Origin of the sequence: Actinoalloteichus spitiensis RMV-1378 (genome assembly GCF_000239155.1) — a bacterium.
Classification (GTDB): domain Bacteria; phylum Actinomycetota; class Actinomycetes; order Mycobacteriales; family Pseudonocardiaceae; genus Actinoalloteichus_B; species Actinoalloteichus_B spitiensis.
On the sequence record NZ_AGVX02000253.1, the window covers coordinates 1 to 14,363 of the forward strand.

Consider the following 14,363-nt stretch of genomic DNA (forward strand, 5'->3'; position numbering starts at 1 on the left):
GGCGGCACCGTCCGCCGCCTCCTCCGGGATGCCGTCCCCGCCGACGTCGATCGCGATGATCGGCACACCGACCTCGACGACCTGCCCGACCGGGGCGAGGAGGTCGGACACGGTGCCCGCGTAGGGGCACGGCAGTTCCACGACCGCCTTCACGGTCTCGATCTCGACGATCGTCTGGTTGACCTCGACGGTGTCACCGGGACCGACGTGCCACTTCACGATCTCGGCCTCGGTCAGGCCCTCGCCCGTGTCGGGCAGCGGGAAGTGCTTGATCCGCGACATGCTCTCCCTCACCAGCCCAACGACTGCTCGACGGCGTGCAACACCCGGTCCAGGTCGGGCAGGTACTCCTCTTCCAGCTTGCTCGGCGGGTAGGGGGTGTCGAAACCGGTGACGCGGACCACCGGTGCCTCCAGGGAGTAGAAGCACTCCTGCTGGACCCTGGCCGCGATCTCCGAGGCGATGGACGACTCGCCGGGGGCCTCGCTGGCGACCACCAACCGGCCGATGCGGCGGACCGACTCGTAGACCGGCTCCAGGTCGAGGGGCGAGAGCGTCCGGAGGTCGATGACCTCCAGTTCGTGCCCCTCCTGCTCGGCGGCGGACTCGGCCGCCTCCAGGCACGTCTTCACCATCGGCCCGTAGCAGGCGAGGGTGGCCGTGGTGCCCGGTCGCAGCACCCGGGAGGAGTGCAGCGGGGCGGGCGTCGCGCTCAGGTCCAGCTCCGCCTTCTCGTGGTACCGGCGCTTGGGTTCGAAGAAGAGCACCGGCTCGTCGGACTCGATGGCCTGCTGGATCATCCAGTAGGCGTCGACCGGGTTCGAACAGGCGACGACCTTCAGCCCGGCGGTGTGGGCGAAGTACGACTCGGGGGACTCGGAGTGGTGCTCGACGGCGCCGATCCCGCCCCCGAAGGGAACGCGGATGACGACCGGCATCCGGATGCGGCCCTGGCTGCGGTAGTTCAGCTTCGCCAGCTGACTGACGATCTGGTCGAAGGCGGGGAAGATGAAGCCGTCGAACTGGATCTCGCACACCGGGCGGTACCCGCGGATCGCCAGGCCGATCGCGGCGCCGACGATGCCCGACTCGGCCAACGGGGTGTCCAGCACCCGCTGCTCACCGAAGTCCTTCTGCAGGCCGTCGGTGATCCGGAAGACACCGCCGAGCCGGCCGATGTCCTCCCCCATGAGGATCACCTTCGGGTCGCGCTCCATCGCGGCGCGCAACCCCAGGTTCAGCGCCTTCCCGATCGTCACCTTCCCCGGGCCCTGCCCGGTGGCGGAGCCGTCGGTGGCGCGTGGACGGGATCGGACGTCCACCTCGGTCATCACCGCTCACCTCCGGTCTGCTCGAACTGGGACAGGTACGTGAGGAACTCGTCGCGCTGGGCGGCGACCACGGGGCTCCCGTTCGCGTACACCTCGGAGAACATGCGGTCGGCGGAGGGGACGGGCATCCGCTGGCAGAACTCCCGCAGGCGGGCCGCCAGCGCGTCGGACTCCCGATCCACCTCCTCGAAGTAGTCCCGGTCCGCCCACTGCTGGCGGTGCAGGTACGCCTTGACCCGCTCGATCGGGTCCTTGAGCTTCCACGCCTCCAGCTCGTCGGCCAGCCGGTACCGGCTGGGGTCGTCAGAGGTGGTGTGGGCGTCCATCCGGTAGGTGAAGGCCTCGATGAGGACCGGTCCGTTCCCGCTGCGGCACTCCTCCAACGCCCACCGGGTCACCGCGAGCGTGGCCAGCACGTCATTGCCGTCCACCCGGATCCCGGGGAAGCCGTAGCCGCTGGCCCGCTGGTAGAGGGGGATGCGGCTCTGCCGTTCCATCGGTTCGGAGATGGCCCACTGGTTGTTCTGGCAGAAGAAGACGACGGGGGCGTCGTAGACGGCGCCCCAGACGAAGGCCTCGTTCACGTCGCCCTGGCTGGTCGCGCCGTCGCCGAAGAAGGCGACGGTGGCCTCGGCGTCGGCGCTGTCGTGCCCGTCACCGATCCGGCCGTCGAACCGCTGGCCCATGGCGTAGCCGACCGCGTTCAGGCACTGGTTGCCGATGACGATCGTGTAGGGGTGGAAACGGGTGGCCACCGGGTCCCAGCTGCCGTGGTCGGTGCCCCGGAAGATGCCGAGCAGCTCGGTCGGGTCGATGCCACGGCACCAGGCCACGCCGTGCTCCCGGTAGCTGGGGAAGGCCATGTCCCTGGGGCGCATCGCCCGGCCGGCGCCGATCTGAGCGGCCTCCTGGCCCAGCAGCGGAACCCAGATGCCCAGCTGGCCCTGCCGCTGGAGCGCGTTGGACTCGCGGTCGGCTCGACGGACCAGGACCATGTCCCGGTACAGCCCGCGCAGCTCCTCGGGCGTGATGTCGATGTCGAAGTGGGGGTGCGCCACTCGCTCCCCCTCGGGGGTCAGCAGCTGCACGAGGTCTGGGCCACCCTCGCTGGTGGCGCGTAGTCCGGCTATCACTTGCTCCGCCGTGGGTCGGGCCGCGGTGGCGGCTGGGGGACTCCCTGGCGGTGACTCCGACCCAGCCGCGTCGGGCGGCTGGGGTTTCGTCCAGTACTCCGGCGACGACATACGTGTCTCCCTCAAGGTGGGGCCGCGCGTCCTGGCTTGTGGCCGTGAGCGCGGGTACGCCGACAGACGAGATCACCGCCCTGGTGGGACGAGATGCCGATCGTCGGCGCTGACGGATCGCTTCCGCCATATTGGCATGGCCGAAGCCCCGACCGTGAGCCCGAACACAGCTCTTTTTCCTGGCTAAGAGATCGTGGTTCCTACTAAGAGTGGTTCCGACTACGCGAGCTCCGACTATGCGGGGTTCCGACAGACGGACCACGTCCTACCAGGGAGGACGCTGCCGGTGCTCCCGCCGCCGGCGGTGCCCCTTGCGTGGTACCGGCACCGGGACCGAGGATCGGGCACGTGCCTGAGACAACCCCGCCCCCCTCGTCCGCCGCGTCCACCGAGGCCCTCGCCGAGGCCGTCGACCGCCGGTGGGCCGAGGACGTCGTGCCCAGCCTGTCCGAGCTGGTCGCCATCCCCGCGCTCTCCCCCGTCTTCGACGAGGACTGGGAGGCGAACGGCCAGCTCGACGCCGCCATCGACCACGTCAGGACGTGGCTCGCCCAGCGCCCGATCGCGTCCGACGCCACCATCCGCACCGTGCGGCTGCCCGGGCGCACCCCGGTGCTGCTCATCGACGTCGCACCCACCGACGCGGCTCGGGACCGGGGGACCGTCCTGCTCTACGGCCACCTGGACAAGCAGCCGCCGGTCGGCGGCTGGTCCGAGGGCCTGGGCCCCTGGACCCCGGTGCTCAGGGACGGGCGCCTGTACGGGCGGGGGGCGGCGGACGACGGCTACGCCGGGTACGCGGCGGTCACGGCGCTGGAGGCAGTGCGGGAGCTGGGTGCCGACCACGGTCGGGCGGTCGTGCTGCTGGAGACGGGGGAGGAGTCCGGTTCGCCCGACCTGCCCGCCTACCTGGAGCACCTCCGCCCCGAGCTCGGCGAGGTCGAGCTGGTGGTGTGCCTGGACTCCGGTGCCGGTGACTACGAACGGCTCTGGCTGACCACCTCGCTGCGCGGGATGGCCCAGGTCACCGTCACCGTTCGCGTGCTCGACGCCGGTCAGCACTCGGGACTGGCGAGCGGGGTCGCCCCGAGCTCGTTCCGCATCCTCCGGCAGCTCCTCGACAGGCTCGAGGACTCGGCCACCGGGGAGGTCCTGCTGCCCGAGCTGGTGGTGGAGGTCCCGGCCGACCGGGTCGCCGAGACCCGGGCGGCCCTGGACGCGGTGCCCACGCTGGTCCTCGACAACGTCCCGCTGCCCGAGGGCGTACGGCCGGTGACCGACGACCCGCTGGAGCAGGCGCTGAACAACACCTGGCGCCCCACCCTGTCCGTGATCGGGGGTGACGGGCTGCCCACCCCGGCGGAGGCGGGCAACGTCCTGCGGCCCCAGACCACGCTGGCGCTGAGTTTCCGCCTGCCGCCGACCACTGACCCCCAGGCGGCGCTGGACGCCGTGAGCGCCGCCCTCACGACGGACGTGCCCTACGGCGCGACCGTCGAGCTGAGCCGGACGGAGTGCGGCCCCGGCTGGAACGCGCCCGACTTGGCGCCCTGGCTGCGTTCGGCCCTGGACCGGGCCGGCGCGGAGCTGTTCGGGGCTCCGTGGCTGACTCTGGGACTGGGCGGGTCGATCCCCTTCATGGGGCTGCTCCAGGACGCCTACCCGGCGGCGCAGTTCGTGGTGACCGGGGCGCTGGGCCCGGGCAGCAACGCGCACGTCCCCGACGAGTCGCTGCACCTCGCCTACGCGGCGCGGGTGACGACGGCGGTCGCGATGGTGCTGGCGGCGCACGCCGAGCGTTGATACCTGGCGGTCGAAAAACGATCACGGACAATCGCGGGAATCCCGACAAGATCATTCCTTCTGGTCTACCTGAGTGATGCGTCCGGCGACGGAAGGTGACTGGTTGGGAAACGGAGAACACGGTTGCGCGTCAACTGTTCTCAGATCGCGCTTCCGGGTGCGAGGATGCGCACGTTTTCGCCCGGGCAGACAAGTGTGTGGGGGTCTCCGTGTCGCGGTCGTCGTTCCGTCGCGCGTTCGTCCTGCTGGCCGTCCCGGCCCTGTTCGTCGCGGGGTGCGGCGGGGAGCCGCCAGCCGGGGGGAGCGCGGCGGGTGAGGGTCCCCAGGTCGAGCTGGTGCGGCCGGGCACGCTCTCGACCTGTGTCCGGCTGCCCTTCGAGCCCTTCGAGTTCCGCGACCCCGACTCCGGGGAGATCGTCGGGTTCGACATCGACCTGGGTGGGTTCATCGCCGAGGAACTCGGGGTCGAGCAGGAGGTGGTCGAGACCTCCTTCGACCGGATCACCAGCGGAGCCGACCTCGACGAGGGCGTCTGCGACATCGCGATCAGCGGGGTCACCATCACCGAGGAACGCGCGCGTGACGTCGACTTCGGCGATCCCTACTTCAACTCGAGCCAGGCCCTGCTCGCCGGGGTCCACGAGGAGATCACCGGGATGGCGGACCTGCACGGGCGCCGGCTCGGGGTCAAGGAGGGCACCACCGGCGAGGCGTACGCCGTCGACTACAACGAGCGCAACGATTCGGCCGTGGAGCTGGTGCGGTTCCCCGACCAGACGGAGCTCACCTCGGCGGTGCGTTCCGGGCGGGTCGACGCCGTGCTCTCCGACAACGGTCCGCTCTACGGGTTCGCGCGGGTCTACCGGGACACCTCGGTGAAGGTGCAGATCGACACCGGCGAGCAGTACGGCTTCGCGGTGCGGCGGGGGAACAACGCCCTGCTCGACGTGGCGAACGAGGTGCTGGCGGCGATGCGCGCCGACGGGAGGCACGTCGAACTGCACCGGGACTGGCTGGGCGTCACGCCGAACCAGCTCTGAGCCGGGCTCGGGCGGGTACCGACGCCGACCCCGTTCCCGTGGCCGACCAGGCTGACCACACCCCGGCGGGGAAGGGTTTCCGGTCGATCCGCCTCCGCGGGGCAAGAAAATGCTCGATTACTCCTTTCGGGGTTATATTCTTGGCTCCTGTCGTGATACTTGCACTCCCCGTTACCATTGTTCATCCAATGGTTATTTATTTTTCGGCCGTTCGGTGCGAGGATGCAGGACGCCGTTAACCGGATAGTGTTCGGGAGAGCGCCTTGGCAGAGCACACACGTCGCCTGTCCACGACCGCCCTCGTGGCGTCCTCCCTCTGCGCGCTCGCCGCCTGCGGGCAGCCGGGCCACACCCTCGACCCCGCGGCTCCCAGCTCGCCCGCCGTCACCCTCGTCGACGCCGGAACCCTGCTGACCTGCACGCACCTCCCCTACGAGCCCTTCCAGCACCTGGACGACGACACCGGGGACATCGTCGGGTTCGACGTCGACCTCGGGGATCTGGTGGCCGACCGGCTGGGCCTGGAACAGCGTGTCGTGGACGTCCCCTTCGACAGCATCACCAGTGGCACGGCCCTCGAGGACGGAACCTGCGACATCGCCTTCGCCGGTATGACCATCACCGACGAACGAGCGGGCGTCCTCGACTTCGGCGTCCCCTACTTCAACGCCAACCAGGCCCTGCTCGCCGACTGGGACTCCACGGTCTCCGGCCTCGCCGACCTGCACGGTGGGGGGAGACTGGGAGTCCAGGAGAACACCACCGGCTCCGACTACGCAGGACGGTACGCGACCGAACACGACGATGCTCCCGCGATCCACACCTACCCCGACCTGCCCGCGCTGGCCCACGCCCTGCGCGCCGGCGAGATCGACGCGGCGCTGGCGGACAACGGACCCCTGTACCTCCTCGCCAGGAGCCACCGGGACACCTCGGTGAAGGTCGAGATCGACACCGGCGAGCAGTACGGGTTCGCCGTGCGCCGGGGGAACACCGAACTCCTCACCGTCGCCAACGAGGTCCTGGCCGAGATCCGACAGGACGGGCGGTACGAGGAACTGCACCGGAAGTGGTTCGGCGTCACACCGAACCAGTGGTGACCTGGGCGGCGCCGCTCGCCCAGGCGTGCCGTCACCGTCTACGGTGCGTCCAGTCCATCGGCACAACCGGATGAAATCGAGGAAAAGTACATTGCGTCGTCGTAGCGGACAGCGGAGCGGAGCCCTCGCCCCGGCAGCCCTGGTCCCCGCCCTCGCCCTGGTGCTCGCCGGGTGCGGCGGCGAGCAGGGCGCCGAGGTGGATGGCGTCCCCATCGTCGAGGAGGGAGCGCTCAAGACCTGCACCCACCTGTCGTACCGGCCCTTCCAGTTCAACGAGGGTGGCGAGGTCGTCGGTTTCGACGTGGATCTCGTCGATCTGGTGGCCGAGGACCTGGGGCTCGAGCAGCAGATCGTCGACATCTCCTTCGACACCATCACCTCCGGTGCGGCCCTGGACACCGGGGAGTGCGACGTGGTCGCGGCCGGGATCACCATCACCGACGCGCGGTCGGAGAACTTCGACTTCTCCGACCCGTACTTCGACGCCAGGCAGGCGCTGATCACGACCGCCGGCTCGGACATCACCGGGGTCGATGACCTCGCCGGCGCCTCCGTCGGCGTGCAGAACGACACCACCGGCAAGGACTGGGCCGAGGCCGAGCTGGCCGAGGACACCGAGATCCGCAGCTACGACGACCTGCCGCTGCTGCTGGCCGCCGTGGAGACCGGCGAGGTCCAGGCGGGCATCAACGACAACGGCGTCCTGTACGACGCGGCGAACGAGAACGACACCTTCGCCGTGGTGGCCGACATCGAGACCAACGAGCAGTACGGCATCGGGGTCCGCAAGGGCAACGACGCGCTGCGCGAGCGGATCAACGAGGTGCTCCAGGCGGCCAGGGAGGACGGCCGCTACGAGGAGATCTACGTGGAGTGGTTCGGTGTGGCGCCCGAGGGCATCGGCACCGACGCCACGGTCGACGAGGACGCGGAGGGGGCGGGCGACGAGCCGGAGGCCGTCGACGAGTCCGAGGCGCCGGACGCCGCCGAGAGCGCCGAGGCGGACGAACCCTCCCAGGACCCCGAGAGCTGACCCACCGTGACCGGGGCCGGCGTGCGGACGCCGGCCCCGCCGCCTACCCGGCACTTTCTGGAGAACTGACCACATGTCGCGTGACACCGAGCTGGGCGACACCCAGCACCGGGACCAGGGACCGCCCGGTGGACCCGGTCGACGAACACCGGCGCCGACGGCGCCTCCCCGACGACGGATGAGCAAGCGGCAGCGCGCGAGGCTCTTCCGTGGCATCCAGTACGGCATCCTCGTGGTCGCGCTGCTGGTCCTCGTTCTCGCCGCTGACTGGGACGCCCTCGGGCGGGCCTTCTTCGACCCCGCCGTCATCGCCAACCAGTTCCCCGAGGTCATGACGGTGGCCCTCGTCAACACGATCACCTACACGGCGATGGGCTTCGCGTTCGCCCTCGCGTTCGGTCTGGTGATCGCGTTGATGAGGCTGTCCTCGGTCGGCCCGTACCGCTGGATCGCCACCCTCTACATCGAGTTCTTCCGGGGGCTCCCGGCGCTGCTGGTGTTCCTCGCGCTGGGGGTCGGCGTCGGCTACGCCTTCGGCCTCAACCTGGACCGCAGCCTCTCGATCATGCTGGCCCTGGGGCTCGTGGGCGGCGCCTACATCGCGGAGACGATCCGCGCCGGTATCCAGGCCGTCCCCAAGGGGCAGGTCGAGGCGGCGCGTTCGCTGGGGATGAGCCCGGCGCGCACGATGATCACGGTCGTGATCCCGCAGGCCTTCCGGATCATCCTGCCCCCGCTCACCAACGAGCTGATCCTGCTGACCAAGGACTCGTCGCTGGCGTTCATCCTCGGCAGCACGCTCGCCCAGCACGAGCTGACCCAGTTCGCCCGCAACGCCCTGAACACCGACCGCAGTCTGACCCCGATCGTGGTGGCCGGCTTCTGCTACCTCATGATCACCCTTCCGCTGTCCTACCTGTCCCGGCGCCTCGAGCGGCGGTTCGGCAAGGGGGCGAGGACGGGACCAGGGAGGGAATGAGCATGAGCGACACCACACAGCCGGTGGTCGAGATCTCCGGTCTGCACAAGAGCTTCGGCTCCCTCCAGGTCCTCCGGGGGGTCGACCTCCAGGTCGAGCGCGGGCAGGTGGTCTGCGTCATCGGCCCATCCGGCTCCGGGAAGTCGACCCTGCTGCGCTGCGTCAACCTCCTGGAGGAGCCGACCAGCGGCAGCGTGGTGGTCAACGGGGTCGAGCTGACCGACCCGGACTGCGACATCGACGCCGCGCGGGTGCGGATCGGCATGGTGTTCCAGTCGTTCAACCTGTTCGCGCACCTGTCGGTCCTGGAGAACCTGACGGTCGCCCAGCGCAAGGTGCTCCGGCGGTCGAAGGAGCAGGCCGAGGAGGTGGCCCGGCGCAACCTCGCCAGGGTGGGGTTGACCGACAAGGAACACGCGATGCCGGCCCAGCTCTCCGGTGGGCAGCAGCAGCGGGCGGCGATCGCCAGGGCGCTCTCGATGGACCCGGAGGTGATGCTGTTCGACGAGCCCACCTCGGCCCTGGACCCCGAGCTGGTCGGGGACGTCCTCGGCGTGATGCGGCAGCTGGCCGAGGAGGGTATGACGATGCTCGTGGTCACCCACGAGATGCAGTTCGCCCGCGAGGTCGCCGACCAGGTGGTCTTCATGGACGGCGGCGGGATCATCGAGCAGGGCGACCCGGCGAGCGTCATCGGGGCCCCCAGCCACGAGCGGACCCGCACCTTCCTCAGCAGGGTGCTCGACCCCACCCACCACGGGCCGAGCGATCCGGCGGTCTGACGAGGCGCGGGGTGGGGGTTCCGCGCGGGTGGACACCCGGCACCCCCACCGGCCGCGCCGCCGGGGCGCCCGGCCTCAGCGCCGGTACACCCAGAGCGCTCCGATCAGCATCCCCAGCACCAGCACGCCGGCCAGCGCGGTCCACAACGGCAGGTCGACGACCGGAACGAGCAACCGGATCGCCACCTCGGCGCGGTTCTGGACGATGAAGACCACCGCGAGCACGCCGAGCACCAGACCCACGACCAAACGGGTCAGCGACCGGCGTTGACCGGCCCGGTCCTGGCCGTCGCCCGGCTGGGCCGGGCCGCGCCGCTCTGACCACCGCATCACGCCTCCCGGAGCCGGGTGGGACGGGCCCTGGTGCGTTCGACGCTACGCCGGGGCCGCCCGGCCGGCCAGCGCTGGCGTGCTGGCCGCTCCCCGCTGCCCGGCCACCCCGGAACCCCGGCTGGCGGCCCGGGGTGGGCGTCCCGTCCGGGGCTCCTGGGACGCGGCGCGCTCGGGTTAGGGTGCCTGCCGTGACAGCAGCCACCCCCTCCTCCGCTCCCGTTCCCCCCGACGACACCTACCTGCGCGCGCTGAACGAGGCGACCGCACGGGCCGTCGCGGCGGCGGAACCCCTGACCTCCCCCTTCGCCGGTGCGGACTCCGAGGTCGGCCAGCTCGTGGGCGCGGAGCTGGGGCGGCACGAGGACGCGCTGCTGGCACTCAGCCACGACCTCCACGCCCACCCGGAGGAGGGCTTCGAGGAGCACCGCTCCGCCGGTGTCGTCGCCGAGCTGGTCCGCGCGGCCGGGTACGAGGTGACCGTCGGCGTCGGCGGGCTGGACACCGCACTGCTGGCGAGCTCGGGTACCGGGGGCCCGCACATCGCCGTCCTCGCCGAGTACGACGCCCTCCCGGGGATCGGGCACGGCTGTGGGCACAACATCATCTGCTCCAGCGCGGTCGGCGCGTTCCTCGCCGCCGCTCCGGTGTTGGCGCGCACCGGCGGTCGGCTCTCCCTGCTGGGCACCCCCGCCGAGGAGGGCGGCGGGGGCAAGGAGTTCCTGGCGCGGGCCGGCGTCCTCGACGACGTCGACGCCGTGGTGATGCTGCACCCGTTCTCCCACGACGTGGCGATGCACCCCTTCCTGGGGCGTCGTCAGCTGGAGATGATCTTCCACGGAGTGGCCGCGCACGCCTCGGCCCAGCCCTTCATGGGTCGGAACGCGCTGGACGCCGCCGTGGCCGCCTACCAGGGCGTGGCCGCGTTGCGGCAGCACCTGCCCGACAGCGACCGCGCGCACGGCGTCTTCACCGACGGAGGTGCCCGGCCCAACGTCGTGCCGGACCGGGCCGCGCTCCGCTTCTACCTGCGCTCGGCGCGGCCAGAGACGCTGCGCGACCTGGCGACGAGGGTGGCGGCGGTCGCGGAGGGAGCGGCGCTGGCGCACGGCTGTGGTGTCGAACTGCGCTGGGACGAGCGGCCGCCCTACCTGCCGATCCGCGTCAACGAGGCCCTCGCCCGGCGGTGGGCGACGCACCAGGAGACCCGGGGGCGGCGCGCGCTACCACCGGACGTGGTGCCGTCCTCCCTGACCGGGTCGACCGACCTGGGCAACCTGAGCTTCCGGGTGCCGGCGATCCACCCCATGATCGCGATCGGCCACCCGGCGATCTCGATGCACACCGTGGAGTTCGCGGAGGCCGCCGGCGGACCTTCGGGGGACCGGGCGGTGCTCGACGGCGCCTACGGCCTGGCGATGACGGCGGTCGACTACCTGGCCGACGAGGAGCTGCGCACGGCGGTCCGGGAGGAGTTCGAGGCGGCCGGCGGCGCGTTGGACATTCCCCGCTTCTTCGACTGACCTCGTCGGCCCGGGTGCTCGCGGTCCCGGCGCGGCGGGCCGGCCCCGGGGTGGGGGCAGGTCCCACCGCGTCCCCGGCCCGGGCCAGCCGGGCCGCTCCCGACGTCGGGGCTCGGGACCGGCCCCCGTCGTCCTGTCCTGCCGCCACCGGTGGAGGTCGTCCGCCCGCGCGAGCACGCCGGCGCGCTCCCCGTGCCCCCGCCTGTTCGGTCCCGCGCCCGGTGGCCACCGCACCGGTCGACACCCGGTGGGAACGAGGCGGCCCCTTCCAAGCGGGCTCCGCGCCCGGTCCGGCCGCGGCGGCCACCGAGCGACCACGTTCGGCTGATTGCTCGTGATCTCCCTTGTGGAGCCTCGGGTCCACCCGAAGGGTGTGCACCGCGACGGCGTACGGACGGGGAGGTGGCGCGCGGATGGCGCACGGCGCACGGGGACGCGGAAGCGGCGGAGCGACCTCCGCCGGAGCGGGCGGCGTGCTGGGGTGGGTCGAACGTGTCGGGAACCGGCTGCCGGAGCCCTTCGTCCTCTTCGCCCTGCTCACCCTGCTGGTCGGCGTCGTCTCGACGGTGTTGGCCGCCTTCGGGGCCGCCGTGGAGGTGCCGGGGGAGGACGGGACCACCGAGGTGCGCGGCGGGTTCTCCGCCGAGGGCGTCCGGTTCCTGTTCACCGAGATGCCGGCCAACTTCATCGGCTTCCCGCCCTTGGGGACGGTGGTGACGATCATGCTCGCCGTGGGGTTGGCGGAACGGACCGGCATGCTGGCGGCACTCGTCCGGGTCGCGTTCGCCCGAGCCCCCCGAGGGCTGCTCCCCTACGCGGTCGGCTTCGTCGGTGTGTCGGGCAGCGTCATGTCGGACTCGGTGTTCCTCGTCGTACCGCCGCTGGCCGCGATGGTGTTCGGTGCGGCGGGGCGCCACCCGGTGGCCGGGCTGCTCGGCGGGTTCGCGGCGGCCGGTGCCGGATACTCGACGTCAGTGCTGGTCACGAGCCAGGACGCGTTGTTCGCCGGCATCACCAACAGCGCCGCCTCCGCCCTGTCCCGGCCGGGCACGGAGGTGACGGCGGTGTCCAACTACTACGTCAACGTCGTCTCGGCGGTCGTGTTGAGCCTGCTGGTCGGGGTGGTCATCACCCGGTTCGTGGAGCCGGGCCTGGAGCGCTCCGGTTTCCCCCGGTCCCAGGTGGCGGCGGAGGACCAGCCCGCTGGGGTGGGGCCAGCACGCGTCGACCTCGACCAGGTGGCCCCGGTGACCACTTCCACGGAGCGGCGCGGTCTGGCGGCCGCCGGGCTGGCGGTGCTGACCCTGGGGGTCCTGCTGGGCGCCCTCGTCCTGTGGCCCTCGTCGCCGCTGCGCGCCGAGGACGGCGGCTACCTGCCCTCGTCGCCGCTGCTGTCCTCCGTCACCACGCTGACGTTCCTCGCGTTCCTGGTGCCGGGCATCGCCTACGGGGTGACGACCGGTGCGATCCGGACGGCGGGCGATGTCCCTCGACTGGTGGGGCTGGCGGTACGGGACCTCTCCGGCTTCATCGTGCTGGCTTTCGCGCTCGGCCAGTTCGTCGCACTGTTCGGCTGGACGAACCTCGGCACCTGGCTCGCGGTGCGCGGCGCCGAGTTCCTCCGCGGCAGCGGGCTCGAGGGGTACCCGGCGCTGCTCGGATTCGTCCTGCTGGCCTCCGCGCTGAACCTCTTCATCATCTCCGGGGTGACCCAGTGGACGCTGATGGCCTCGGTGTTCGTGCCGATGTTCCTGCTGGTGGGTTTCGAACCCGGCTTCACGCAGGCCGTGTTCAGGGCTGGCGATTCCGTGACGCAGGTGATGACCCCGATGAACCCGTACCTGGTCGTGCTGCTGACCTTCGTCCGCCGGTACCAGCCCAGCGCCGGGCTCGGCACGGTGATCGCGCGGATGGTGCCCTTCGTCGTCCCGTTCTGGCTGGCGTGGCTGGCGATCCTGGCGGTCTTCTCCGTGGCCGAGCTGCCCCTGGGGCCCGGGATGGATGTCCTCGTGGGGGAGTGACCACCGGCGCCGGTTCGAGCGGGCACCGCCGTTAGCGATCTTCGCCCTTCGGCGCAAGCGTGTCGTGCTCACTCCATGGGGTGGATCAGACCGGGTGCTCGGGCGCTACGAGTGAGTAGAGCAGAGCATCGAGGCGGAAGTTGGACGTGGGAAAGGAGAACACTGTGGGACAGCGTCGTGGGTACCTGTCAGTGCTGATCGGCCTGTCGGCCGCATCCGTCCTCGTCGCCCCGACCGCGTACTCGGAGCCGGTGAACGGGTCGACGGCCAGCGAGCCCCCAACCAGTACGTCGGCCCACGGGGAGCCGGCCGAGCAGGAGAGGCTGCTCGGCCTGGGCGTCATCCGCGATCAGATCCACGGTCTCGTCGCGGACCAGCTGGGGATGAGCGCGGCGTCGGTGGAGGACGAGCACCACCTCGTCGACGACCTCGGAGCCACCGAGGAGGACACCGCCAGCATCGTGGACGGGGCCGAGGCCACCTACGGCGTCCAGCTGCTCCAGCTGGACGCCCAGGAACTCGGCGATGTCGGCTCGCTCGTCCTGCTGGTGCGGGACAAGGTGGCGTCCGTCCTCAAGGGTGAGCCGTTGTCGGCGGACGGCGGCAGGGCGATGAGCGAGGTGGCCTCCCGGCCAGCGGGGTGACAGCGGGAACGGAGGGGTGATCCGGGGTGCTCCCGACCCCGACCCCGTCGGCCGTCGGTTCGGGTTGCCGCGCAGCCAGGGTCGGCGGCCGACGCGTGCATGGACACCGGAGAGGGCCTCCCGGCACCGGCCGCCTTCGCTCGTGACCTCCGTCAGCGCCGGCCGCGACGTGCGCCGGCAGGGCCGGCGCGGCCGTGGTCCCCGGAGCGGGCCGGCCGGGTGTTCAGCCGGGCGGAGAGTCCCTCGGGTGCCAGCCCGACTCCGGAGCGTCCCGTCGCCGGGGTGGAGCACGAGGCCGGGCCCTGGCGGCCCCGGCCGGCGGGGGAGGCGGGTGCGTCGCCCGTCGCGGCCAGATCAGGGCGGTGTCGGCGTGTGCTGCCCCAAGCCCCCTGCCGAGCCCGACCTCGGGCCGGGCCGGGTCCGAGGAACGACACGGGGACACCGAGGTGAACCTCCTGGCGCGCCGGCGGGTGGTCCCGTGGTGCCTGGAACTCCCGGCGCGCGGTCAGGTCCGGCCGGGGCCCGGCCTGGCC

At 71.6% G+C, this 14,363-nt stretch carries 13 protein-coding genes; 9 read left to right on the forward strand and 4 right to left on the reverse strand.

All coding sequences use genetic code 11. The features are described 5' to 3' along the window. The 3 genes from ACTIDRAF_RS28535 to pdhA all read right to left on the reverse strand — a co-directional run. The coding region (locus ACTIDRAF_RS28535; RefSeq protein ID WP_039787019.1) for a biotin/lipoyl-containing protein at positions 1 to 282 on the reverse strand (282 nt) is incomplete at its 3' end. Between the two features lie 8 nt (positions 283 to 290). Continuing rightward, a complete protein-coding gene (locus ACTIDRAF_RS0212410) occupies positions 291 to 1,331 on the reverse strand; it encodes an alpha-ketoacid dehydrogenase subunit beta (RefSeq protein ID WP_016699064.1) in 1,041 nt (346 codons plus the stop codon). After that, positions 1,331 to 2,575 carry a pyruvate dehydrogenase (acetyl-transferring) E1 component subunit alpha gene (pdhA, locus tag ACTIDRAF_RS0212415; RefSeq protein ID WP_083886259.1) on the reverse strand — a complete coding sequence of 415 codons (1,245 nt, stop codon included), beginning with the start codon at positions 2,573 to 2,575 and terminating at the stop codon, positions 1,331 to 1,333. Before pdhA ends, ACTIDRAF_RS0212410 begins: the two co-directional genes overlap by 1 nt. 348 nt (positions 2,576 to 2,923) lie before the next feature. Between pdhA and ACTIDRAF_RS0212420 the strand changes: the two genes are divergently transcribed. The 6 genes from ACTIDRAF_RS0212420 (at position 2,924) to ACTIDRAF_RS0212445 (ending at position 9,312) form a co-directional block, all read left to right on the forward strand. Continuing rightward, positions 2,924 to 4,378, forward strand: a complete 1,455-nt coding sequence (locus tag ACTIDRAF_RS0212420) for a M20/M25/M40 family metallo-hydrolase (protein ID WP_016699066.1) — start codon at positions 2,924 to 2,926, stop codon at positions 4,376 to 4,378. Between the two features lie 209 nt (positions 4,379 to 4,587). Continuing rightward, a complete protein-coding gene (locus ACTIDRAF_RS0212425) occupies positions 4,588 to 5,418 on the forward strand; it encodes an ABC transporter substrate-binding protein (protein WP_026066034.1) in 831 nt (276 codons plus the stop codon). Between the two features lie 263 nt (positions 5,419 to 5,681). Then, the gene (locus ACTIDRAF_RS0212430; protein WP_026066035.1) at positions 5,682 to 6,518 is read left to right on the forward strand and encodes an ABC transporter substrate-binding protein; all 837 of its coding nucleotides are present in this window, start codon (positions 5,682 to 5,684) and stop codon (positions 6,516 to 6,518) included. Positions 6,519 to 6,609: 91 nt separating this feature from the next. Next, positions 6,610 to 7,551 carry a transporter substrate-binding domain-containing protein gene (locus ACTIDRAF_RS28540; RefSeq protein WP_245533518.1) on the forward strand — a complete coding sequence of 314 codons (942 nt, stop codon included), beginning with the start codon at positions 6,610 to 6,612 and terminating at the stop codon, positions 7,549 to 7,551. Between the two features lie 178 nt (positions 7,552 to 7,729). After that, positions 7,730 to 8,530 (forward strand): amino acid ABC transporter permease, encoded by an 801-nt coding sequence (locus ACTIDRAF_RS0212440; RefSeq protein WP_016699070.1) that lies wholly within the window; start codon positions 7,730 to 7,732, stop codon positions 8,528 to 8,530. Beyond that, positions 8,527 to 9,312, forward strand: a complete 786-nt coding sequence (locus tag ACTIDRAF_RS0212445; RefSeq protein WP_016699071.1) for an amino acid ABC transporter ATP-binding protein — start codon at positions 8,527 to 8,529, stop codon at positions 9,310 to 9,312. Before ACTIDRAF_RS0212440 ends, ACTIDRAF_RS0212445 begins: the two co-directional genes overlap by 4 nt. A 75-nt stretch (positions 9,313 to 9,387) precedes the next feature. On the opposite strand, the gene ACTIDRAF_RS28545 is transcribed toward ACTIDRAF_RS0212445, so the two are convergent. Further along, on the reverse strand, positions 9,388 to 9,642 hold the full coding sequence (locus tag ACTIDRAF_RS28545; protein ID WP_016699072.1) for a LapA family protein: 255 nt from the start codon (positions 9,640 to 9,642) through the stop codon (positions 9,388 to 9,390). 191 nt (positions 9,643 to 9,833) lie between these two features. On the opposite strand from ACTIDRAF_RS28545, the gene ACTIDRAF_RS0212455 reads away from it, so the two are divergent. From ACTIDRAF_RS0212455 to ACTIDRAF_RS0212465, 3 genes are all read left to right on the forward strand, one after another. Then, positions 9,834 to 11,165, forward strand: coding sequence for a M20 family metallopeptidase (locus ACTIDRAF_RS0212455; RefSeq protein ID WP_016699073.1), 1,332 nt, complete (start codon positions 9,834 to 9,836; stop codon positions 11,163 to 11,165). Between the two features lie 413 nt (positions 11,166 to 11,578). Next, positions 11,579 to 13,186 (forward strand): AbgT family transporter, encoded by a 1,608-nt coding sequence (locus ACTIDRAF_RS0212460; protein WP_016699074.1) that lies wholly within the window; start codon positions 11,579 to 11,581, stop codon positions 13,184 to 13,186. A 164-nt stretch (positions 13,187 to 13,350) separates the two neighbouring features. Beyond that, positions 13,351 to 13,830, forward strand: a complete 480-nt coding sequence (locus ACTIDRAF_RS0212465) for an acyl carrier protein (RefSeq protein ID WP_157163002.1) — start codon at positions 13,351 to 13,353, stop codon at positions 13,828 to 13,830. Positions 13,831 to 14,363: the final 533 nt, after the last annotated feature.